Source organism: Zunongwangia sp., assembly GCF_048269745.1.
Taxonomy (GTDB): domain Bacteria; phylum Bacteroidota; class Bacteroidia; order Flavobacteriales; family Flavobacteriaceae; genus Zunongwangia.
Window position 1 is genome coordinate 50,519 of sequence record NZ_JBLXIB010000002.1, and the last position, 22,174, is coordinate 72,692.

Sequence of the window (22,174 nt, forward strand, 5' to 3'; positions counted from 1 at the left end):
TTAGTTTTTATAGATTTTCAGTAATAAAATTAGTCATTTTTGTATATAAGTGTAAGCGTGTATTTCCACCATAAATACCATGATTTTTATCGGGATAAATGGCCCAATCGAATTGTTTATTGGCTTGGACTAGCGCTTCTACCATTCTCATGGTATTCTGCACATGCACGTTATCATCTCCACTACCATGAATCAGCAAATACTTTCCTTTTAATTTTTCTACATGATTAATTGGCGAATTATCATCGTATCCAGAAGCATTATCTTGAGGTTTCCCCATAAAACGTTCTGTATAAATGGTATCGTAAAAACGCCAGCTAGTTACCGGAGCAACTGCAATTGCCATTTTAAAAACATCGTTTCCTTTAAGGATTGCATTCGAAGCCATAAAACCTCCAAAACTCCATCCCCAAATGCCTATTCGGTTAGAATCGATGTATTTTCTGTCTCCCAATTTTTTAGCTGCTGAAATTTGATCTTCTAACTCATATTTCCCTAACTCATTTTGGGTTACCTTTTTAAAATCGGCTCCTTTAAATCCAGTTCCCCTACCATCTACACAAGCTATAATGTAACCTTTATCTGCCAATAGTTGGTACCAATAATCATTAGTATTATAATAAGAATTTGAAACGGATTGAGAACCTGGTCCGGAATATTGGAACATCAATAATGGATACTCTTTATTTTCATCAAAATTGGAAGGTTTAACCATCCACATATTTAAACTGTTTCCATTTATCTCGATTGTAGATAGTTCTTTTGTAGAAAAATTATATGCCTTCTCTACTTGTAAAAGTTGAGTATTATCTTCAATTTCTCGAATTAATTTGCCATTTTTAGCTAAATGAAGCGTGTATTGGTAAGGCGTTTGTGTATTCGTAAAAGTATTGATAAAATAGGTGAAATCGGCACTAAAATCGGCACTATTCATTCCGGTTTGTTGGGTTAACCTTTTCTTCGATTTTCCGTTTGGCTTAACCGCATACACATCTCTATTCACACTACCCTCTTCTGTACTCTGGTAATAAATACGGTTATTATTAGGATTATAACCATAATACTGCGTTACTTCCCAATCTCCTTCAGTTACTTGGTTTTGTAATTTACCTTCTTCATTATACAGATAAATGTGGTTATAACCACTACGCTCACTTGTCCAGATAAAATCATTATTCTGTAAAAAAGTTAAATTATCTGTTACATCTATATAAGCTTTATCCGTTTCTGTAAGTACTACTTTTGCTTTGTTACTTTTGGCATTTACAAAAAGTAAGTCGAGTTTATTCTGTTTTCTATTTAAGACTTGAACACTCAACACATATGGTTTTTGTGTCCATTGCAAACGGGGAATATAAAAATCTTTATAGTCTCCTAGACTAATTTCTTCTGTAGTTTTAGATGAAACATCGTAGATATGTAATGATACCTTAGAATTTGCTTCTCCAGCTTTAGGGTATTTAAAAGTTTCTTCATGTGGATATAATGCCGTTCCAAAAATATCCATTGAAAATTCTGGCACTTCCGATTCATCAAATCGTAAATAGGCGATTTTATCTCCCTTTATATTCCACTTAAAAGCACGAACAAAAGACAGTTCTTCTTCATACACCCAATCAGTAACCCCATTTATAATTTGGTTCTTTTTACCATCCGTTGTTATTTGGTTTACTTTACCATTAGAAACATCGTAAGTATAGATATTATTTTCAAAAACATAAGCTACTTTACTGTTATCAGGAGAAAAAGTAGGTTCTTGAATTTGCTCATCGCTAATTTTTGTTACCGAACCACTAGCCACATCATAAATATAATAAACAGCTTTAGAGGATCTACGGTAAATTGAGGTTTTATTAGTTGCTAATAAAATTTTACGTTCATCGCTACTAAACGAAAAGTCATCGAATTGTTTAATTTCAGATAACTTATCAGAATCAACTAACGTACTTGTTTTCTTTCCCGTTTTATAGCTGTATACATCTATCCTAGTTCGACCGTTTGTTCGATCTTTATGCAGCACAACGTACTCTTTACCATTATTTAAAGATTGAAGATTTTGTAATTGTTGTTGCCTAAATTTACCACTCCAGATTTCTTCGAGTGTAACTTGTTTTTCTTGAGCCATAGCTGCAGATGCCATAAGAATAAATAGCATGAAAATTTTAGAGAACTTCATTAAATTAAGATGAAATTTTATTGGATGCCAAGTTTACTAATTTTTAGCGAAAAATACGTCGTAAGTGGTGTTAAATACTAAAAAGTTGTTAATAAAAAAGTGAAAATTATGAATATTGAAAACAACTCAATTTAAAATAGGAAACTTCAGAACAATTGTATCTTTGTATTGCAAAAATTGAAGTTATGTATCAGCCCATTTCCGGTTTTTCAAAACAATCTAAAGAACAAAAGATAGATTGGTTAGCAAAAACCTACTTAAAAAACTCCCCAGAAGCAAAAAATATAATTAAACAATATTGGAATACCGATCAGAAACTCCAACAATTACACGATGAATTTTCTGAAAACACCATCAGTAATTATTATTTACCCTTCGGAATTGCCCCTAATTTCTTAATAAATAATAAGCTATTTAGCATTCCTATGGCAATAGAAGAAAGCTCGGTAGTTGCTGCTGCCAGTAAAGCTGCTAAATTTTGGGGAACACGAGGAGGCTTTAAAACTAAAATAATCGATACGCTAAAAGTAGGACAAGTTCACTTTTCTTTCGTTGGAGATTTCGATAAATTATCTAGTTTCTTTAAGAAAATACAACCTAAATTTCAAGAAGCCGCTAAACCCATAACTCAAAATATGGAAAAACGTGGCGGCGGGATTAAAAGTGTACAACTGAAAGATAAAACAAATTTACTACCTGACTACTATCAACTTCATTGCGAATTTGAAACAGTAGATAGCATGGGAGCCAATTTTATAAATAGTTGCTTAGAGACCTTTGCCGATGTACTAGAAAAAGAAGCTCAGTTGTATACCGATTTCTCTTCGGAAGAAAAAGAGATTGAAATTATTATGAGCATTCTTTCTAATTATGTTCCTGAATGTTTAGTTCGCGCTGAAGTGTCTTGCCCTTTAAATGAATTTTCAGATACTACAACTATTCCTGGAAAGCAACTTGCAGAAAAATTTGTCAGGGCTGTTAAAATAGCCGAAAAAGAGCCTTATAGAGCTGTTACTCATAATAAAGGAATTATGAATGGTATTGATGCCGTGGTATTAGCTACCGGAAACGATTTTAGAGCTATTGAAGCTGGAGCTCATGCATATGCTTCAAAAAACGGAAAATACAGTAGTTTAACCCATGCTGAAATTGATGGCGAAAACTTCAAATTTTCAATTGAAATCCCATTAGCTTTAGGAACTGTAGGTGGTCTAACCGGATTACACCCATTAGTGAAATTAGCCTTACAAATTTTAGGAAATCCTTCTGCAAAACAATTAATGGAAGTAGTAGCTGTTGCAGGTCTTGCCCAAAACTTTGCTGCGATACAATCTTTAATAACCACCGGAATTCAAGAAGGGCATATGAAAATGCACCTAATGAATATCCTAAATCAATACAAGGCTACTGAAACCGAAAAAAAAGTATTGGTAAACTATTATAAAAATCATGTAGTTTCATACAGCGATGTAGCTATACAACTTGAAAAACTAAGACAATGAAGTTTTACGGAAACGGAAAATTATTACTAACCGCAGAATATGCCGTATTGGATGGTGCACAAGCCTTATGCTTACCTACTAAGTTAGGCCAATCGCTAGAAGTTACAGAAACCAAACAACCCGGAATTTTCTGGCAAAGTTTCGATTGTTATCAAAAAATATGGTTTGAGGATTCTTTTTATTGGGAAAATGAAAAATTGATTGCTAAAAGCGATTCTAAATTTTCTAAAAGACTTATTCAAATTTTACAAAAAGCACAGCAATTATCTAAAATCGATATTTCTAATAAAGGTTTTAAAATTACTACTCTTTTAGATTTTGAGCGCAAATGGGGGCTTGGTACTTCATCAACGTTAATTAGTACCATTTCACAATGGCTACAAATTAGTCCGTATACACTCTTAACAGAAACGTTTGGTGGCAGCGGATACGATTTAGCCTGCGCAACAGCTAATGGACCTATTCTGTATGAAAACACCCCTGAAAAAACTGTTTTAAGCGCTTCTTTTAATCCTGATTTTAAAAAAGATCTATTTTTTGTTTATTTAAATAAAAAGCAAAATAGTAGAGAAGCTATTACCCATTATAGAGATCAAACTTCAGTTGATATTCAAAAATTGACTTTGAAAATATCGAATATCACGCAGCAATTATTAAAAAGTGAAGATTTAGCTGCTTTTGAATTATTATTAGATATTCACGAAACAATAGTATCTAAAGCTATTGGTTTACCTAAAGTTAAAGCTAAACACTTTTCTGATTATACTGGAAGCGTAAAAAGTTTAGGCGCCTGGGGAGGAGATTTTGTATTAGCAACTCGACAAGATGCATTAACGTATTTTAAAAATAAAGGCTTTGAAACTATTATTCCATATGATGAAATAATTTTGTAATAGTTCTATTAAACAATTTGGAGCTTAAGATTTTTAATTATCGCTATACATAAAAAAATCCCTAAGAAACTTAGGGATTTTTTATATTTATAAAGGGCAATTTTTTAATAAAAATCAGCTCTATTATCTTCAATTTCAGCTTTATCTTTTAAAGCATCAAGCGCTCTACTTGTAGCCATCTGGCGACGTACACTAGTTTGTTGTTGCGCAAAAGGAAGGTAAGAATCTAAAGCTGGTGCTTCACTTTTCTTCTCTAACTCTACTACATACACACCTTTATTACCAACAATTGGTTTACTAGTTTCTCCTTCTTTTAAAGCATATACAGCACCAACTACTTCTGGCTCGTTACCTGCTCCTGCTAAAGTTGGAGAACTTAAGTTAACTGATTTTGCAGTTTGTATTACTTTATTTTGATTTTTAGAAACATCAGCTAAAGTTTTTCCACTTATTTTTTCTTTAATAAGTGCCGCTTTTTTCTCTTTAGTTAGAATAGGAATAATTTTAGAAGAAGCATCTTCAGGTGTCATTAAGCCTTTACCATGTTTCTCAGTAATTTCTGCTACTAAGTAACCTGTAGAGGTATCGAATCTTTTTACATCTCCTTTATCAGTATCGTCGTTAAACGCCCACTGAACTACGCGTCTTTGCTCTCCTACACCTGGTATATTTTCATCTAAAGCTTTTACATTACGTACAGTTCTTACTTTATAATTAGACGATTTTGCTTGCTCAGCAATATCATCTTCTCTTGCAGCCATTTCAAACTTCGTAACTTCATTGAAAAGTTGATTTCTAGTAGTTTCAGAAGGTTCAATTTCTCTAGAAACTGTTGCAATTTTAACAGCACGCTCTTTATCAGTTTGCTCTTTCACATAAATTACGTGATATCCAAAATCTGTTTTTACTACACCAACACTTCCTACAGGATTGTTCAATGCATAATCTTCAAATTCCGGAACCATTTGTCCAGGTCCAAAATAACCTAAATCTCCAGAGTTTTGCTTAGCTGAAGGATCGTCTGAAAATTCTGTTGCTAATTTTTCAAATTTAGATTTGTTTTGTTTCACAACATTTGCCAAACTATCAGCCAATGCTTTTGCTTCTGGTTGTGTACGGTCACCACCAGCACGAGTTCCTTTGTAACTCAATAAAATATGACTTGCTTTTACTGAATCTGATAGTTTTTTAGTTTCTACCATTTTGCTCAACTTCCAGTAATTACCTTCTTGGTAAGGACCGAAAACTTCACCTTTTTCAAGGTTGAATAGTTTATCTGCAAATTCCTTTGGAAGCTGATTTTTGAAACGGAAACGTAAAGGTTCCTGTATATCAGAGTTTACGTTTACAAATTCTTCAGCATTATCGGTTGTTTTAAAACCTGCAATAGTATCGTTAGAATTAGTTACTGAATTAAATTCAATTCGGTTTTTCAATAGTTCATTTAAAGAATTTTTAGCTTCCTCTTTATCTTCATCAGATGCTTTTTCTTCAAAAAGAACGTATTCTATGTTACGAGATGCTTCTGTTTTAAACTCTTCTTTATGATCGTTGATATAAGATTGAATATCTTTTTTAGATACTTCAACTTCATCATCAGGTATAGAAGAATAAGGAACTTGTACATAACGAAGATCCATGGTATTATTTTCCATTTTGTAGGCTTGCTCTCCTTCTGTTAAGGTTGCACCTACTCCTGCACGTATCATATTTGCATAAATATTTTGCGATGCAGTTTCTGCTAAACCACCTTCGTAATTTAACCATTGCTGGTACATTTGAGGAGAGGTTTGTTTAATGCTCGCAATATATTCTTTCAGCTTATTTTCATCGAAAACACCAGCTTTATTTAAAAATTGCGGATTGTTGGACATTTGCATCTTAATTACTTGACGAATTTGTGACTTTTCAGCACGAATTCCCAAATCTTCAATTTGCTCTTCCATTATTTTTTGGCTCAACAACTGCTCCCAAACTCTATTCACAGCTTGAGTGGTAGAAATATTACCTCGCATATTTTGCTGATAGGCTTCTACCTGTCGAGCAAATTCTATGCGATCAATATCTTCTCCATTTACGGTGGCTATCGAGTTGTTTTTCGATGCAAATCCTCCATTTTTAATTATACTAGGAACAAGGAATGCAAATAATGCAAATCCAATAACCACAATAATCAAAGCAGATTTCTGCCTAATATTATGTAATACTGCCATTTTTAAATAAAATTTATCAAAATATAGTGGGCGAAAATAAGGTTTTTAGCTTAATTATGAAACTTATAATTAGCAAAATCTTAACTTTTTAACGCTTTAATCTTGAGGTTTAATTTTAAGTTCTACTAACTCTATCTTTGTGTTAGAAACTTCTTTAATAATTATTTCAAAATCATCAATTCGAACTTGCTCATTTTTTTGCGGAATTTCTTCCGTATGGTTAACTATAAAACCACCTAAGGTCTCATAATTTTCTTCAGTAGGTATATTCAACTTAAAGCTCTCGTTTAAATAATCTACTTCTGCACGGGCTGAAAACAGGTAATGATCTTCTCCTAATTTTTCTTCAATTATAATAGTTGAATCATGTTCATCTTCTATTTCACCGAAAAGCTCTTCAACAATATCCTCTATCGTCATCATCCCACTTGTTCCTCCATATTCATCAATTACCACTGCAATACTTTTTCTTTTTTTGGTTAAGGTCTTTAAAACATCTTTTACCCACATTGTTTCGGGAACAAAAACAACAGGTAATAACATTGATTTTATAGAGTCTGGACGTTTAAATAATTCAAACGAGTGTACATAGCCAATAATATTATCTATCGAATCGTTATAAATTAATAATTTAGAAAGCCCGGTTTCTGTAAAAGTTTCGATTAATGCGGCTGGATCTTCATTTTGATCGACTGCAATAATTTCAGTACGCGGAATCATTACTTCCCGAGCTTTTATATCTGAAAACTGAAGTGCGTTTTGAAAAATTTGAATTTCGGTATCAACTGATTCATCTTCTTCAACAATTTCCATCTGCTCGCTTATAAAATTACCCAATTCAATTTTACTAAAGGCCAATTGCACTTCATCTCCATCGGTTTTAAAAAAACGTTTCAAAATGATATCTGAAATCCAGATAACAAAAGAAGAAATAAAACTAAACAGTAAATAAAAAGCATAAGCAGGTATTGCGAAAAATTTCAACATCAAATTTGCATAAATTTGAAAGAAAACTTTTGGTAAAAACTCAGCCGTTAATAAAATAAGTAAAGTCGATAAAACGGTTTGAGAGAAAAGACTTAAATCGGTAATTAAATAACTGAAAAATGGATTATTAAGAGGTTGCATACTATGAAACCAATCCATAATAATATCTCCCATAAAAAAACCATAAACCACCAAAGCTATATTATTCCCCACCAACATGGCAGCTATAAATTTAGAGGGCTTTTTGGTTAATTTCTTTAAAACATTGGCTAAAAAATCGTTTTGCCTTTTTTCGATTTCTATATAAATCTTGTTGGAAGAGACATAAGCAATCTCCATCCCAGAAAAAAAGGCTGAAAGTATGAGTGAACAGATAATAATAATGATTTCTGGACTCATTTACTTACCCGATTTTCGTTGTTCAATTTTTTTACGGAAACGTCTTTTAAAAAAATACATGAAAATAGCCAAAGCGGCCATAAATAAAAAAAGATAGGCTCTAGGCCGTTGAGTTGACCATACAGCAAAGGTTTCGTAAATAAAAACTACAGCTATTATTAGGTAAGCATATTCAAAATATCTAAAATATTTACTCATTTTTGGACTCCTTTATGATTTGAATTCCGTTATTAGAACGCGCATTGAAATTATCAAAATTTTGGTTAGAATCAAAACCTAAACTTTTAGCAAAAGATCCATCTGGAAATTTTATCTCATTTGGATGATCGGTAAAAACCCAATTTTGATTTTGATCCCAATATAGTTGTTCTGCTTCTAAAAGCGTACTATCGCTTGTAGTTATTACAACATTTCCTTGTAAGTCTATAAGCCCAGTTTCGTCGTATACAATTCCATAATCTGCAATAACAGTGCTTTTCTCGTTATGTTCATCAAAAAAAGCAACATTTACTCCTTCAGGAAATTCCCTATATGGAAAATCTTTATTCTGGTAATTAAGCATTTTATCACTTTTCAAAGTGGCTACTACACGACCAGAATCAGTATACTTTAAGTTTATCCCTTCTGCTATGCCTGCGGGTTCATCAGCAGCATTTCGAGAAGCTTTAATTTCTTCTAAATTTCCTTCACATGAAAAAAGCATTGCTACACCAAACAATGTAGCAATGCTTTTAGTTATTTTTCGGTATGTGGTGTTCATATTATAATTGGGGAATACGAACAGTCTCACCGATCCAACATCCAACACTAATAGCTTCTCCTGCTTTTTTTCCTTCTTGGAAAACATCAGCTTTTTGTGGAGCTCTACCATTATATGCGGCTACTGTTTTCCTAGCGTGTGTAGATAAAGATGGATCTACACGACCTGCTCTTGCAGCATAATCTGCAGCTAACCAATATACAGCTCTTTTCTCAAATGCAGTTGAACCACAGTTATTAGCACTTTTTGCATACATTTCAGCTATTTTTAAATAAGCTCTACCCATAGATGGTTTTGCTTTAAGCGCTTTTCTATAAAAACTACGTGCTTGAGAGAAGCTTCCTTTATTCTGATAATTAGATGCTATTCTGTAATAAATTTTAGCTTTTTCAGCTGGCTCTTTTTCTAATTGAGCTGCTTCATTATAATATTCCAATGCTTTAGCATTATTTCCATCAGCTTCAGATAACTGACCTAATGAATATGCTGATGCTGCAGATGGTTCTAATTTATGTAACGCCTCAGACACTTTTATGAAAAGTGGATCTTCAGTACAATCTTTACCAGAAAGTCTAGCATTTACATTTTTCAACCAACTTACATCCTCTTTTCTAGCGTCAAATTCTTTAGAATAGATAGGAATTAAGTTTTCACAATCTGCTCTTACACCTAATTTTGTATTAACTGCATTTTTAACAGCATTAAAGTTATTTAAGCGTTGTTCTGCAATTTTAATGGTTCTCTTTTCTTTAGAAGATAACTCTTCGCCTTTTTCTTGCTTTTCTAAAAGTGAGTTTAAAAGATTAGCTTCATTAATTTCTTCCTCTTCAATTTTAGACATTACGCGATCGTAAATATTGAAAACGTCTTGTAAATCTCGATCACCGGCATCTTGCATATTTACCATTAAATCAAAATAAGCATACAATCCTTTAGGACTAGTAAAGTTCTTTTTATCTTCTGTATATGCCTTATCAAAAGCTTCCCATTTTTCTTCAGTAGTTCCTAATTTATTATCAAACTTCAAAAGTGCGATATCACTATAAACATCCCCTTTTTTAGTTTTTGATGGATATAATTCTAAACGTTCTTTATAAACATCAATAAGTTCATTAATAAATTTTTCTTTTTCTCCTTCTGGAGCTTTATCAATTTTATATTTCAATATTCGCTCTAGATACTGAAAAGTTGCAAGACTGTAATCAGGGCAATCTTTTTTAACTTGCATTAAAGGCTCGTAAGCCGCATCATAATTTTTGGCTCTGGCATCATCATAAGCTAAAGCCGCAGTAGTTCGACAATCTTGGGCAAAAGCACCCGAAGCGTAAAGAACTGTAGTTAATAAGACAATTAATCTCACTTTCATCTTTCTTGTTTATTATGGTTAATTAAACTTTCTCTTTACAAACCAACGGTCATTCAATGATAAACCAATTGATAATTTAAAATAATCCTCTTGTATTAAACCCGAACTTGTGGTACCTCTTTGTCCGTACTCAAAACCAAGATTAAGATTAGAAAAATCTCTTCCAATCGGTAAGCCTAAACCAAAAGATATGCCAAACTCATCGATATCTTCTCCATTAAGCTTTAAACCAGACTGCTCATATCGCAATCCACCTCTAAAAACTATTCTTTTATAGTAACTTGTTATTGAATTAAATTCCGGCACAAAAAAACCTCCTAAGTGATAAGAGTTAGCATCACCATATTCAGTATCTAAAATTGGATTACTGTAAACTGATATATTTCCTATTTTAGTTGAATTGGTATACTGCCCTCCTACAAACCATTTATTGGGCTTACCTATACCTAATCCTATTGTAGATATAGCAGGAATAGTAACTTCGCGATCTCTTACCTCTGAATCTTTGGAATTAAACATTCGCCCATTACCTACAAATGAAACATTCCCAATTTCTCGGAAATTATCAATAGTAAAATCTGTTTCCGGAGTATAGGTTGCAGCGGCATGAAATTTTAATCCGTTATTCAATTTTGTTTGATAATCCAAACCTAAATTAAAATCGAAACCACTTACATCTGTACGTTGAATTTCTTTAGTTCCGTATTGAATATTCTCTCGTAATACTGTACGATCATGCTGAATATTTCCGAAATTATAGTCAGCAGTAACTCCAAAACTTAAATTTGATGTTATTGCATAAGCTGCTGAAAAATATACTTTATTTACTCCTCCTCTACCTTTTAATTGACTAGCAGAAGCTTCCCCTATATCTAAAATACGGTAGCCTACGGATTTATAAGGAATTAACCCTAAACCAAATCCAAATTTACCTATTGGAACTCCTAGCGATAAATAATCTAGAGAAACATTTTTTGCCTTGTCGCTATTTTGTGCATTATCCTGTGTAGTATATTCCGCACTTCCTCCTACAGAATAAACAGTTCTACCCAACCTGGCATACGCAGCAGGGTTCCTTAAGTTTAAGTGAATACTATCTGAAAACACACTAATACCTCCCATAGCGCGGTTTTCGACAGTTCCTTTAAAATTAGTAATCCCTAATCCGTAATACGAATAAGGCGATGACGTGTTTTCCTGAGCCGTGGCTACAATTCCTGAAAAAAAAGCTACGATTAAAACAAATCGTTTTATCATTGAAATTTATTATATTCTAAAATATGGTTTAAACCTTCTAAAAGAAAATTTGAGTTCGCAAATATGCTATTTTTTAGTCTCTTTGACAAAAATTGATTATCTCCTCCTGTCAAAATCACTGTTAAATCTTTAAATTCTGACTTATAATTGGAAATCATGCCATCAATTTCTGCAACAAAACCTAATTGAATACCACTTCGCAAACTTTCTTCAGTAGAAGTTCCCACTAATTTTAGATGATTATTATCTACTGTTATTAACGGCAATTTCTCTGTAAACTTATGTACAGAATCAAATCTTAACCGCAAACCTGGAGAAATTCCTCCGCCAAGGTACTCTTTATTCTGGTTTAACAAATCATAAGTAATACAAGTTCCTGCATCTATTACCAAACAATTTTGGTTAGGGTATTGATGTGCTGCTGCTGCTGCTAAAGCAATTCTATCATTTCCTAAAGATTCCGGTGTACTGTATTTATTACAAAAAGGCAACTTCGGATTCTCACTTACATCCAAAATTGGATAATTTTTAAGCTTTTTTTTGATAGGTTCAGTATCCCGAAGTACGCTACAAACCACTGCTTTTTTAATTTCAGGGTAATTCGATAAAATTTTTTCAATTTTTCTCGAAAAATCCATTCTTGGAATTTTGAACACTTCTAAAATCTTATCACCTTGAAAAAGAGCTGTTTTCGCAAAAGTATTACCAAGATCTATTACCAGATTCATATTTAATCTTTAAAAAAGGCTAAGGTACAAAACGATTTTTTTAAAAAAAGTTTTGTTAGTTCCTAAAAATGGATTTATATTTGCAACCGCTTACGACAAGCAATACGCTTAGAAAAGCAACTGGTGCCTTAGCTCAGTTGGTAGAGCAAAGGACTGAAAATCCTTGTGTCCCTGGTTCGATTCCTGGAGGCACCACCTTTAAAAGACCGCTACATTGTAGTGGTCTTTTTTATTTTACAACTTTTTATATTCTTATTAGGTGAAAAAAATGTTACGCTTGCTTTTGAGTTACAGTAAACTCTAAGTGATATTATGAATTTGGTACTCTAATTTACAACTCAACTATCTCAAATTAAAAGAAATTCTACTTCTTATAAATTACTAAATTCAAACAATCGATTCCAAAACACTACAATTTATCAAAAGAAACTAAAAGAATCATACGGATAAAGCTTAGATTATAGAGCTACGAATAAAAAAACAGTCAATTTAATTAAAAAAGTCATTCGGTAAACGATGGTTCCAGTATATTAGATTACAAAAACATACTTCAATTAGTCCTTTAAAAAGTAATACGGCATAACTCTCAAACAATTGTATTTTAATTTTTTATTGATTTTCTTTCTTTAAAAGAGTTAGAGTAGAAAGTACTGGAGCTATAAAATAAAAAAAGCCGACTTAAAAAGTCAGCTTTTTTGTGCGGGTGAAAGGACTCGAACCTTCACGCTGTGAGGCACTAGATCCTAAGTCTAGCGTGTCTACCAATTCCACCACACCCGCGTTTTCAATAAAATGCTTATCCTTTCGGTAAGCGGATGCAAATATAAATAAATATTTCAAATCAAACATAATTTTCTAAAAAAAAATTAAAAACTGTACCTTTGAATAACTTTCAAAAAGAAATCTATGCAAAATGTACAAGCTTATATTGATGAGCATAAACAACGATTTATAGATGAACTTATTGATATTCTGAAAATTCCATCAATAAGTGCCGATTCTGCCTATAAAAAGGACATGCTTACCACAGCTGAAGCTGTAAAAGAAGCCTTACAAAAAGCAGGATGCGATACTACCGAAATCTGCGAAACTCCTGGTCATCCAGTTGTATACGGGAAAAAAATTATCGATAAAAATCTACCTACGGTATTAGTTTACGGTCATTACGACGTACAACCACCAGACCCATTAGATCTTTGGAACTCTCCTCCATTTGAACCTGTAATTAAAGAAACAGAATTACATCCGGAAGGAGCTATTTTTGCCCGAGGTGCTTGTGATGATAAAGGTCAAATGTACATGCACATAAAAGCATTAGAATATATGACGGCTAATAACGAGCTTCCTTGTAATGTGAAATTTATGATTGAAGGTGAAGAGGAAGTTGGTAGCGAACATTTAGGTTGGTTTATCAAAAACAATAAAGAGAAATTAGCTAATGATGTTATTCTAATTTCCGATACCGGAATGATTAGTAAAGATGTACCAAGCATTACTACCGGACTTCGTGGACTTGCTTACATGGAAGTTGAAGTTACCGGTCCTAATCGTGATTTGCATTCTGGATTATACGGAGGAGCTGTAGGTAATCCTATAAATATTCTTTCTAAAATGATTGCTTCTCTAACCGATGAGAACAACCACATCACTATACCCGGCTTTTATGATAAGGTTGAAGAACTTTCTGCAGAAGAACGGACAAAAATGGCCGAAGCGCCTTATAATGAAGAAGAATATAAAAAGAAATTAAATATTAACGATGTATACGGAGAAGCCGGATATAGTACTACCGAACGTGGTTCTATCCGCCCTACTTTAGACGTTAATGGAATTTGGGGTGGTTATATTGGCGAAGGTGCAAAAACAGTTTTACCAGCTAAAGCTTTTGCTAAAATTTCAATGCGGTTAGTACCTGATCAAGATTGGAAAAAAATTTCTGAATTATTTAAAATGCATTTTGAGAGTATTGCCCCGGAAGCCGTTACGGTAAACGTAACCGCACACCATGGTGGATTCCCATATGTAACACCAATCGACACAGAAGAATATCAGGCTGCTAGCAAAGCTTATGAAGATACTTTCGGCAAAACACCAATACCACAACGTAGCGGAGGTAGTATTCCGATTGTTTCGTTATTTGAAAAAGAGTTAGAAAGCAAAATAATTTTAATGGGATTTGGTTTGGATACCGATGCTATACATTCTCCTAACGAACATTTTGGAGTTTGGAATTATTTAAAAGGAATCGAAACTATTCCTAATTTCTATAAACATTTCACTGAAGCTAAAAAGTAAAAATTACTATTTCCAATAGTATAGTTATTGAAAATCTTTTTTGAAATTAGATATAAAAAAAGCCGATTTTAGAATCGGCTTTTTTATTAATTCTTCTTTACAAATTTTGTCAAAATAACAATTTGTTGTCCTTCTACTTTTCCTTCTATTTGTTCCGGGTTATCGTGTACTAAACTTATTCTTCGAACAGCTGTACCTCGTTTTGCAGTAAGGCTACTTCCTTTTACATTTAAATCTTTTATCAATGTAACGGTATCTCCTGCCTCTAAAATTGCACCATTGGAATCTTTATGTATCACTTCTGTTTTCTCTTCGGTATTAATTCCTGCTTTTGCCCAAGCTTCTATTTCCGGCTCCATATACATCATATCCAATAAATCCTGTGGCCAACCTTCAGATTTTAATCGATAAAGCATTCTCCAAGCCATAACTTGTACAGCAGGAATGGTACTCCACATACTATCGTTTAAACATCTCCAATGGTTTGGATCTACTTTTTCCGGTTCTTCTATTTGTTCTTTACATGTAGTGCTAATTAATATATCAGCATCCATATTTTCAGGAGCTTCACTAACTTGATACACTACTAAATCTTCGGTAGCGCCAGATAATTCACATTGCGAATTACTTCTAGCTTCTAATTCTTTTATTTCCACATTAGTATTTTAAGAAACGCAAATATATAATTTAAGTATTGGAAAACTACTAAATAGCCTCTACAAGATCCCCTCGAACTGGTGCATAATTTTCGATATATTTACGGTCTACTTTTAAGCGTTTAAAAAATGCTTTTAAACCAGTAGCCTTTATACTTTCAAAACGGTCTTGAACATGCATATGCAAATGAGGTTCGGAAGAGTTTCCAGAATTACCACAAAGTCCCAGTAAATCTCCTTTTTTTACTATATCGCCTTCTTTTACTTTTAAAGTATGATTTTTTAAATGCGTAAGATAGAGGTATTCATTTTTTGCAATTTTTAGCACAATTGTATTTCCGAATGCATAATTGGAATTTGTATTTCCAGGTTTATTATCATAAACACCATCTACTGCCATTACAACTTCTCCGCTAGCTGGTGAAAAAATTTCTGCTCCAAATGCATAATATTGATTATTTATAGAACCATCTCCTCTATGTGTTTTTAAATCATCATCTATCCTCAAAAAATCGTAAGCTCCAGTTTGTGATTTGGTCTCAAAATGCCGATTATCTTCTTTATTATCACCTCCCCACACTACATACCATTCTTCTTTAAACGGTAAATCTAATAAAGTCTCTGCTTCATGTAGATTGGTTTTTTGCCCATAAGGAATTACTTTAAACCCAGTAATTTCAGATTGTTCTGATAAAGCAAGATTCAATAAAAAAGCCCCTTTTTCAAAGGTTACAGCATAGGTTGCAAAAGGATCTTGAAATATTAAAAATTCTGAATCGGTTATTTTTCCTGCTTTAGAATGAAGTTTCTCAAAAAACTTCTGGGTTTCAGGGAGTGGTAATGCCTTTTTCATTTCCGCAGAAAAACTATCAAAAATAGTATGGTATTGGGCTGCATTATAATGATCAACTAAATTTTCTGCTTGAGTATCATAATCGGTTGATGTTTGTGATATTGCAGTAATACTAAACATTCCGAATAGCAGTAAAAAACTAAAAATTTTATGCATTATTTTAATTTCGTATTTTATAATTAATTCCCGTGCATTCGTTTAAATAATCCTCTTAGCATTCGCTTGGCATCACCTCTGTCCTTTTCTACTTCAGTAACCTGTAAGGCTCCATTTTTTTCTTTTAATTGATACCGAAATACAAATTCTGAATCAGGATTTGTTGGATTTAAGGTTCCAAATCGTAAATCATTAAAATAAATATCATCCCCCTCTTTGGTAAGCGTGTACCAACCTTTAGATAATTCTTCTAAACGCCTAAAATCAGGATATCTTTTAAAACTCTTAGCAAGCTCTCGATTTTTAGGATACCGATTAAAGCTAATTGGTCTACCATCTAACACCGAATAATTTCCGATAAGATAAGCATCTTTAGTATCTACATTAGCTGACCATAAAATAGTATTAAATGGTGTTGGTTTGGCTATAATATCTCGATAATCAATTTTTTGAGCATCTAAGGTTTTCTGAAAAGCATTATCAGCATATAATTTAAGTGGCACACTTACACAAAACAAATAAAAACAACTTAACTGAAGACCCACAGTGTTTAATTTTCTACGGCTTAAAGATCCTTTAGGTCTGCATGCTGCCAAAATGGTGAAAATTAAAAAAGGAACCGTATAAAGCGGATCGACTACAAAAATAGTTTTAAAAGCTATGCGGTAATTAGCCGGCCAAAAAAGTTCGGTTCCCCAAGTAGTAAACATATCGAGCAACGGATGGGTAAACAATCCCCAAAACATCAGCTTTGTCCAATCTAACCAATCAATTGCTAATTTCTTTTCTATTTTTGAAATTATCCATCCAAAAATAGGTGCAAATATTACCGCAAAAAGTATAGAATGGGTAAAACCTCGATGAAACTCGTTAGCGGTTATTACATCTGTAAAATAATTGCTAAGAATATCTAAATCTGGTATAGTACCCGCAATAGCGCCATACAACATCGCCTTATTACCTGCTTTTTTTCCTAAAACAACTTCGCCAACCGAAGCACCTAACACTATTTGCGTTAATGAATCCATTTTATGTTTTTATTTATCTCTATTCATCTACAATTTCCATTTTTCGTAATAAAAAGGAAGCATTCATATTCTGGCAAATTCCAGTTTTAAATTGATAATCAAAATGAAGCTCATCATTACTAATTTCAGCATCAAAATAATGATTCTTGATTTGGGGTAATTCCGATGTAATTTCACACAAGCTTAAATCGTGTGTAGCAATAATTCCGGTAGCCTTTGCGCCTACTAATTTTCTTACAAACTTTTTAGATCCGCTAGCTTTATCGGTACTATTGGTTCCTTTTAAAATTTCATCTAAAATTATAAAATATCGATTATCTGTAATTTTAGTTACAATATATTTTAATCGTTTTAATTCTGAAAAGAAATACGATTCATCATCATTTAAGGAATCACTAGTTCGCATACTCGTAATCAATTTTATTGGTGAGTATTGGCAAGCGGTAGCACAAACAGGCAATCCAATATTACTCATTACAATTTGTAGTGAAACCGTTCGTAAAAATGTACTTTTTCCGGCCATATTAGCACCTGTAATAATAAAGAACTCATCTCTTCCTATCGTAAAATCATTAGCTACACGCTTTTCTGGATTTAATAACGGGTGCACTAATTGTTTAGCTGAAATACCTTTCGCTTCGGAAACTATTTCAGGAAATACATAATCTGGATGATTAAATGCAAAATTCCCTAACGAATTATAAGCATCTATAAATTCGATTACATCAAACCAATTCTCTACATGGTTTCTATAGGTGTCAATCCAACTCTCTAAACGTAAACATTGGCGTAAATCCCAAAGTAAAAATCCGTTTCCTAAAAAGCCGAATAAAAAATTGTTTCGCTGATCTAAAGCATCAATAGCTTTCGAAAATTCTTTAAATATTTGCGAAGCCTTTTTAATTTTGGTTCGTATAATTTGTTTTTTCACCTTCATCATTTCCGAAGAAAATTCTTCCTTTTCTAACATTGCCAATAATTTATGATACTGATGAAAGGTATCTTGAATTTTAGACACGCTACTGGAAAGCATATTTATGCGTTTCAGGAAAAAACCGGTTATCAATATTCCTACAATCAACCAAAGTACTAATTGCATTTGGGTAACTATTCCTGCTATATAACCTGAAATAATAGCTATTGAAGCTATCGAAAATACTGGTGAAAGCCATTTTATAAACTTTGGCACAAAAGGTTTATAATTTTTAAACCAGTTTACAATAGTATCTGAAGACTCTGATGTTTTTACTAAACTTGCCGTAGCGCTAAAATTTTGGCGCCATTTTGCTTTTTTGGCTAGTTCTTGAATGGCTTCTTGCTTATCCGGAATTCCATCTATATTATTTTCTAATAAAATAGCCGAAAGTTTTTTACTGCCTTCATAAAGTGCCGTTCGGTTTGTGTATTGAAAAAAAGAACCTTTTCCAAATAAATCGATATCCTGGGCGTATTCGTGATTCGGATTTTCAAATTCGCTCCCCTCTGGTAAGTCGTGAAATTGCCTAGATTCCATCACGTCAATCTCAGTCTGGTTTAATTGAATTAACGCATTTTCTTTATCACGCTTAAATTTTAGATTAGTATGTCGAGATACTAAAAACAAGAATAATACTACCGAAACAATTAGTATGGCAACCACTATTTGTGTGTTTCCCCAGAAAAAATAAATTAGAAAACAAGCCGCTAAAAATACAGCTAGTCGAACTAAACTAGAAACTAATAATTGTTTAGAAAGTCCGGAAGCTATTTTTTGATGATATTGAATTTGATCTCTATAAAATTGAAGATGCTTTGCCATTATAATTGATTGTATTCGGTTTTTTGTTTTTTGGTAAGTTTATCTACTACAAGATTATACGAAGAATCAATTAAATTATGAATCAATTTTGGTGAAAGTTTCCCTGAAAATATTACTGTATTCCAATGTTTTTTATTCATATGATATCCAGGGATTATTAATCCGTCGTATTCTTCTCGAAGAACAATTGCTTCTTCCGGATCGCATTTTAAATTTACGCGTAACGGCATTGTATCTAAAGAAACTAAGGCGAACATTTTCTCCATTACTTTAAAAACCAAAGCATCTGGACCAAAAGGTAATTCTTCGGTTACTGCTTTTTTAGATAAACAATATACTCTTAACGTATCAATATCCATTTTCGGTTATTTCTCGTTAGTTCTTTCTAATTTTTCTTGTGCTACCTCTTCTAAAACTAAAGCAGAATAATCTAATTTCCAGCCGATGGTTTGCACGATATTTTCCATTAATAAAACAGTATCTAAAGCTTCTTTTTTCGCTTTTTCAAACAATCCGCTTTCTGGAATTTTATCGACAATATGCTTTTTAGCATCACGATTAATATCGGTAAGATCTGAAGTTGTGAATGGATTGGCCCAACCTTCGCGTTTGTCGTAATACTTAAAATCGGTCTCTATAGTTAATAATTCAGGTTGCGGAAAATTGGTTAAATGAATTTTTTTGGCTTCATTATCACTCTCCATTTTAATCTTACTTAAATCGAATCCTACATATGCTTTTGCGGTGATAAGGACAATGGCTTTCTTTTTACCTAAAATTAAACTTATGTATTTTTCTTTTAAATTTTCGTAATGGTAAATTTCAGAGAAATCTCCTTCTATAGTTATAAATTTACAAACGCTTCGTATTTTATCCATCAATACAACAGATTGTTCTTTGTTTTTTAACTTAGAACGATCTTTATTAAACGCCATAAAAATAAAATAAGCTGCTATTGCTCCTGCGGCTAATCCAATAAAAAGTAACTCCATAGTTTATTTTCCGATTTCTCCCAAATGAGTAAATTTAAATCCTTTTTCGTATTTAAGTCCGTATCCTAAAATACGATCAAAAGCTGAATGAGAAAATAAAATTACACCCATTAATTGTAAAATATCAATTTCAAGATAAATTCCTACTACTCCTAAAACAATAGCCAGCGCTTTATGATGTAATACATTATATACAAAAGCTCCGGTTTTTGCTCCCCAAATATAACCGACCATTCCAATATCGGGGACAAAAAATAGAATAGCAAACCACCACCAAAAATAGGGTAACATACTAAATGCAAAAACACTTAAACCAAACATGGCTAATTCTTCCAGTTTTAATGTATTATTCATTGCGAAAATTGATTGCTTCCCATTATTATTGGAATTTTAGTCAATATAAAATAAATCGGCAGCAATTCCATCACTTAAAAAAGTTCCTTTTTCAGTAATATGCAGTGTGTTATTAGTAATTCTCATTAATTTTTTCTGAAGTAACACCGCCGACTCTTCTTGTAAATAATCTAGATATTTGTTACCGAATTTGGATTGCACCTCCTGTAAATCTACACCAAAATGCGTGCGCAAACGCGTCATAATATATTCATTATAACGGTCGGTTGTATTTAATTTCTCAATTTCTATGCTTAATTCTTCTTTTTCAAGTGCTTTTATATACAACGTATTGTTAGCAATGTTCCATTTTCTACAATTCCCATCATAAGAATGTGCTGAAGGCCCAATTCCTAAATAAGGCTTCCCCAACCAATAAGCGGTATTATTTTCAGAAAAATAACCTAGTTTCCCATAATTCGAAAACTCGTAATGCTGAAAACCAGCCTTTTTCAAAGTGCTTCTTAAGATTTCAAAATGTTCAGCTGCTAATGCATCGTCAACTGGCTTAATCAGTCCTTTTTCGATGAATTTTTTAAGCGCAGTACGCTCTTCTACAGTAAGCGCATAACTAGAAATATGCGGAATATCTAAATCGAGCACTATTTCAATATTTCTCTGCCAACGCTGCATCGACATTCCGGGAATACCATAAATTAAATCAACCGAGATATTATCGAATTTGGCTTTTGCTAATTGAATTGATTGTAGCGCTTCTTCAGCATTATGCGCACGGTTCATCAATTTTAAATCGTCTTCAAAAAAAGATTGCACACCAATGCTTAACCTATTTATTTTTGAATTTGCCAGCTCATTTATTTTTTCTTTGGAAAGATCATCTGGATTGGCTTCTAGGGTAATTTCAGGATTTTCTGAAATTACATAATTCGAATAAATAGTTTCAAAAATAGCTTTTAATTCATCAGAATTTAATAAACTGGGCGTTCCCCCTCCAAAATAAATAGTTTGTAATGGTTCTTTCGGTAATTCGTTTTTCCGAAGTAGTAACTCTTTTTGAAGCGCAGTGACCAGTTCCGATTTCTTCTTCAAAGAAGTTGAAAAATGAAAATCGCAATAATGGCACGCCTGCTTACAAAATGGGATATGAATATAAATTCCGCTCACTTCAATCAATTTACAATTACGATACTAAGTTATTTTTTAACTTTTTTCGGGTTTTGCTTTACAAAAGCTGCCCAACCGGTATAACTTTTTCCAATTTCAGTTCGTCCAGAATTATAAAAATGGCAAACAGCTGCAGCCAAACCATCGGTAGAATCTAAGTTTTTAGGTAAGGTTTTAAGTTTTAGCAAATTTTGTAGCATTTTAGCCACTTGTTCCTTACTGGCACTTCCGTTTCCGGTAATTGCCATTTTAATTTTTTTCGGAAGATATTCGGTAATGGGGATTTGTCGCGACAGCCCTGCAGCCATTGCCACACCTTGTGCACGCCCCAATTTTAGCATCGACTGTACATTCTTCCCAAAAAATGGTGCTTCTATAGCAATTTCGTCAGGATGATACGTATCAATCAATTCGATAGTTCGTTCAAAAATAAGCTTCAATTTCAAGTAATGATCATCATACTTTTTTAGTTGCAACTCGTTAAGCTGCAGAAACTCCATCTGCTTATTCTTCACTTTAATTAATCCAAACCCCATAATGGTAGTTCCGGGATCGATTCCTAAAATTATCTTCTCGTTCAAACGGCTATTTTTTATT

At 32.9% G+C, this 22,174-nt stretch carries 20 protein-coding genes and 2 tRNA genes; 4 read left to right on the forward strand and 18 right to left on the reverse strand.

Annotated elements, in window-relative coordinates:
* Window positions 1–7: 7 nt before the first annotated feature.
* On the reverse strand, window positions 8–2,176 hold the full coding sequence (locus ACN0WI_RS03005; protein WP_417885140.1) for a S9 family peptidase: 2,169 nt from the start codon (window positions 2,174–2,176) through the stop codon (window positions 8–10).
* A 185-nt stretch (window positions 2,177–2,361) separates the two neighbouring features.
* Here ACN0WI_RS03005 and ACN0WI_RS03010 point away from each other — a divergent pair, with 185 nt between their 5' ends.
* Both ACN0WI_RS03010 and ACN0WI_RS03015 read left to right on the forward strand, forming a co-directional pair.
* Window positions 2,362–3,678, forward strand: coding sequence for a hydroxymethylglutaryl-CoA reductase, degradative (locus tag ACN0WI_RS03010; protein ID WP_417885141.1), 1,317 nt, complete (start codon window positions 2,362–2,364; stop codon window positions 3,676–3,678).
* Window positions 3,675–4,571 carry a GYDIA family GHMP kinase gene (locus ACN0WI_RS03015; protein WP_417885142.1) on the forward strand — a complete coding sequence of 299 codons (897 nt, stop codon included), beginning with the start codon at window positions 3,675–3,677 and terminating at the stop codon, window positions 4,569–4,571. Before ACN0WI_RS03010 ends, ACN0WI_RS03015 begins: the two co-directional genes overlap by 4 nt.
* Before the next feature lie 104 nt (window positions 4,572–4,675).
* Here the strand turns inward: ACN0WI_RS03015 and ACN0WI_RS03020 are convergent, their stop codons facing one another.
* From ACN0WI_RS03020 to ACN0WI_RS03050, 7 genes are all read right to left on the reverse strand, one after another.
* Window positions 4,676–6,784, reverse strand: coding sequence for a peptidylprolyl isomerase (locus ACN0WI_RS03020; protein WP_417885143.1), 2,109 nt, complete (start codon window positions 6,782–6,784; stop codon window positions 4,676–4,678).
* A 96-nt stretch (window positions 6,785–6,880) separates the two neighbouring features.
* Complete coding sequence (locus tag ACN0WI_RS03025) at window positions 6,881–8,170, reverse strand: hemolysin family protein (protein WP_417885144.1); 1,290 nt, start codon at window positions 8,168–8,170, stop codon at window positions 6,881–6,883.
* Complete coding sequence (locus ACN0WI_RS03030) at window positions 8,171–8,368, reverse strand: hypothetical protein (protein ID WP_417885145.1); 198 nt, start codon at window positions 8,366–8,368, stop codon at window positions 8,171–8,173.
* Window positions 8,361–8,930, reverse strand: a complete 570-nt coding sequence (gene lptC, locus ACN0WI_RS03035) for an LPS export ABC transporter periplasmic protein LptC (protein WP_417885146.1) — start codon at window positions 8,928–8,930, stop codon at window positions 8,361–8,363. Before lptC ends, ACN0WI_RS03030 begins: the two co-directional genes overlap by 8 nt.
* Before the next feature lies 1 nt (window position 8,931).
* Window positions 8,932–10,296, reverse strand: coding sequence for a hypothetical protein (locus ACN0WI_RS03040; protein ID WP_417885147.1), 1,365 nt, complete (start codon window positions 10,294–10,296; stop codon window positions 8,932–8,934).
* A gap of 18 nt (window positions 10,297–10,314) precedes the next feature.
* A complete protein-coding gene (locus ACN0WI_RS03045; RefSeq protein ID WP_417885149.1) occupies window positions 10,315–11,553 on the reverse strand; it encodes a hypothetical protein in 1,239 nt (412 codons plus the stop codon).
* Window positions 11,550–12,281, reverse strand: a complete 732-nt coding sequence (locus ACN0WI_RS03050; protein WP_417885150.1) for a type III pantothenate kinase — start codon at window positions 12,279–12,281, stop codon at window positions 11,550–11,552. Before ACN0WI_RS03050 ends, ACN0WI_RS03045 begins: the two co-directional genes overlap by 4 nt.
* Window positions 12,282–12,403: 122 nt before the next feature.
* Here ACN0WI_RS03050 and ACN0WI_RS03055 point away from each other — a divergent pair.
* Window positions 12,404–12,476 (forward strand) — tRNA-Phe (locus ACN0WI_RS03055).
* 503 nt (window positions 12,477–12,979) lie between these two features.
* Here ACN0WI_RS03055 and ACN0WI_RS03060 read toward each other — a convergent pair.
* Window positions 12,980–13,061 (reverse strand) — tRNA-Leu (locus ACN0WI_RS03060).
* Between the two features lie 126 nt (window positions 13,062–13,187).
* On the opposite strand from ACN0WI_RS03060, the gene ACN0WI_RS03065 reads away from it, so the two are divergent.
* Window positions 13,188–14,576 carry a dipeptidase gene (locus ACN0WI_RS03065; protein ID WP_417885151.1) on the forward strand — a complete coding sequence of 463 codons (1,389 nt, stop codon included), beginning with the start codon at window positions 13,188–13,190 and terminating at the stop codon, window positions 14,574–14,576.
* Window positions 14,577–14,662: 86 nt separating this feature from the next.
* On the opposite strand, the gene ACN0WI_RS03070 is transcribed toward ACN0WI_RS03065, so the two are convergent.
* The 9 genes from ACN0WI_RS03070 to ruvC are packed head-to-tail and all read right to left on the reverse strand — an operon-like array spanning window position 14,663 to window position 22,158.
* Window positions 14,663–15,232 carry a PhnA domain-containing protein gene (locus ACN0WI_RS03070; protein ID WP_417885152.1) on the reverse strand — a complete coding sequence of 190 codons (570 nt, stop codon included), beginning with the start codon at window positions 15,230–15,232 and terminating at the stop codon, window positions 14,663–14,665.
* Window positions 15,233–15,281: 49 nt separating this feature from the next.
* Window positions 15,282–16,241: a peptidoglycan DD-metalloendopeptidase family protein gene (locus ACN0WI_RS03075; protein WP_417885153.1), complete on the reverse strand. Its 960-nt coding sequence runs from the start codon at window positions 16,239–16,241 to the stop codon at window positions 15,282–15,284.
* Window positions 16,242–16,264: 23 nt separating this feature from the next.
* Window positions 16,265–17,269 carry a metal-dependent hydrolase gene (locus ACN0WI_RS03080; RefSeq protein ID WP_417885154.1) on the reverse strand — a complete coding sequence of 335 codons (1,005 nt, stop codon included), beginning with the start codon at window positions 17,267–17,269 and terminating at the stop codon, window positions 16,265–16,267.
* Between the two features lie 19 nt (window positions 17,270–17,288).
* Window positions 17,289–19,067 carry a MutS-related protein gene (locus ACN0WI_RS03085; protein WP_417885155.1) on the reverse strand — a complete coding sequence of 593 codons (1,779 nt, stop codon included), beginning with the start codon at window positions 19,065–19,067 and terminating at the stop codon, window positions 17,289–17,291.
* Complete coding sequence (locus ACN0WI_RS03090) at window positions 19,067–19,426, reverse strand: MmcQ/YjbR family DNA-binding protein (RefSeq protein WP_417885156.1); 360 nt, start codon at window positions 19,424–19,426, stop codon at window positions 19,067–19,069. The genes ACN0WI_RS03085 and ACN0WI_RS03090 overlap by 1 nt, the downstream gene beginning before the upstream one ends.
* A 6-nt stretch (window positions 19,427–19,432) precedes the next feature.
* Window positions 19,433–20,059, reverse strand: a complete 627-nt coding sequence (locus tag ACN0WI_RS03095; protein ID WP_417885157.1) for a DUF4230 domain-containing protein — start codon at window positions 20,057–20,059, stop codon at window positions 19,433–19,435.
* A 3-nt stretch (window positions 20,060–20,062) separates the two neighbouring features.
* Window positions 20,063–20,413: a DUF4260 domain-containing protein gene (locus tag ACN0WI_RS03100; RefSeq protein WP_417885158.1), complete on the reverse strand. Its 351-nt coding sequence runs from the start codon at window positions 20,411–20,413 to the stop codon at window positions 20,063–20,065.
* Window positions 20,414–20,449: 36 nt separating this feature from the next.
* Entirely contained in the window at window positions 20,450–21,577 is a 1,128-nt protein-coding gene (hemW, locus tag ACN0WI_RS03105) for a radical SAM family heme chaperone HemW (RefSeq protein ID WP_417885159.1), read from the reverse strand.
* A 29-nt stretch (window positions 21,578–21,606) separates the two neighbouring features.
* Complete coding sequence (gene ruvC / locus ACN0WI_RS03110) at window positions 21,607–22,158, reverse strand: crossover junction endodeoxyribonuclease RuvC (RefSeq protein WP_417885160.1); 552 nt, start codon at window positions 22,156–22,158, stop codon at window positions 21,607–21,609.
* Window positions 22,159–22,174: the final 16 nt, after the last annotated feature.

Bases quoted from the DNA above. Each gene is read 5' to 3' on its own strand.
- lptC (WP_417885146.1), bottom strand. From the start codon at position 8,930: ATGAACACCACATACCGAAAAATAACTAAAAGCATTGCTACATTGTTT.
- ACN0WI_RS03015 (WP_417885142.1), top strand. From the start codon at position 3,675: ATGAAGTTTTACGGAAACGGAAAATTATTACTAACCGCAGAATATGCC.
- ACN0WI_RS03100 (WP_417885158.1), bottom strand. From the start codon at position 20,413: ATGAATAATACATTAAAACTGGAAGAATTAGCCATGTTTGGTTTAAGT.
- ACN0WI_RS03050 (WP_417885150.1), bottom strand. From the start codon at position 12,281: ATGAATCTGGTAATAGATCTTGGTAATACTTTTGCGAAAACAGCTCTT.
- ACN0WI_RS03095 (WP_417885157.1), bottom strand. From the start codon at position 20,059: ATGGAGTTACTTTTTATTGGATTAGCCGCAGGAGCAATAGCAGCTTAT.
- ACN0WI_RS03065 (WP_417885151.1), top strand. From the start codon at position 13,188: ATGCAAAATGTACAAGCTTATATTGATGAGCATAAACAACGATTTATA.
- ACN0WI_RS03010 (WP_417885141.1), top strand. From the start codon at position 2,362: ATGTATCAGCCCATTTCCGGTTTTTCAAAACAATCTAAAGAACAAAAG.
- ACN0WI_RS03030 (WP_417885145.1), bottom strand. From the start codon at position 8,368: ATGAGTAAATATTTTAGATATTTTGAATATGCTTACCTAATAATAGCT.
- ACN0WI_RS03075 (WP_417885153.1), bottom strand. From the start codon at position 16,241: ATGCATAAAATTTTTAGTTTTTTACTGCTATTCGGAATGTTTAGTATT.
- ACN0WI_RS03020 (WP_417885143.1), bottom strand. From the start codon at position 6,784: ATGGCAGTATTACATAATATTAGGCAGAAATCTGCTTTGATTATTGTG.
- ACN0WI_RS03040 (WP_417885147.1), bottom strand. From the start codon at position 10,296: ATGAAAGTGAGATTAATTGTCTTATTAACTACAGTTCTTTACGCTTCG.
- ACN0WI_RS03080 (WP_417885154.1), bottom strand. From the start codon at position 17,269: ATGGATTCATTAACGCAAATAGTGTTAGGTGCTTCGGTTGGCGAAGTT.
- ACN0WI_RS03025 (WP_417885144.1), bottom strand. From the start codon at position 8,170: ATGAGTCCAGAAATCATTATTATTATCTGTTCACTCATACTTTCAGCC.
- ACN0WI_RS03090 (WP_417885156.1), bottom strand. From the start codon at position 19,426: ATGGATATTGATACGTTAAGAGTATATTGTTTATCTAAAAAAGCAGTA.
- ACN0WI_RS03085 (WP_417885155.1), bottom strand. From the start codon at position 19,067: ATGGCAAAGCATCTTCAATTTTATAGAGATCAAATTCAATATCATCAA.
- ACN0WI_RS03005 (WP_417885140.1), bottom strand. From the start codon at position 2,176: ATGAAGTTCTCTAAAATTTTCATGCTATTTATTCTTATGGCATCTGCA.
- ACN0WI_RS03045 (WP_417885149.1), bottom strand. From the start codon at position 11,553: ATGATAAAACGATTTGTTTTAATCGTAGCTTTTTTTTCAGGAATTGTA.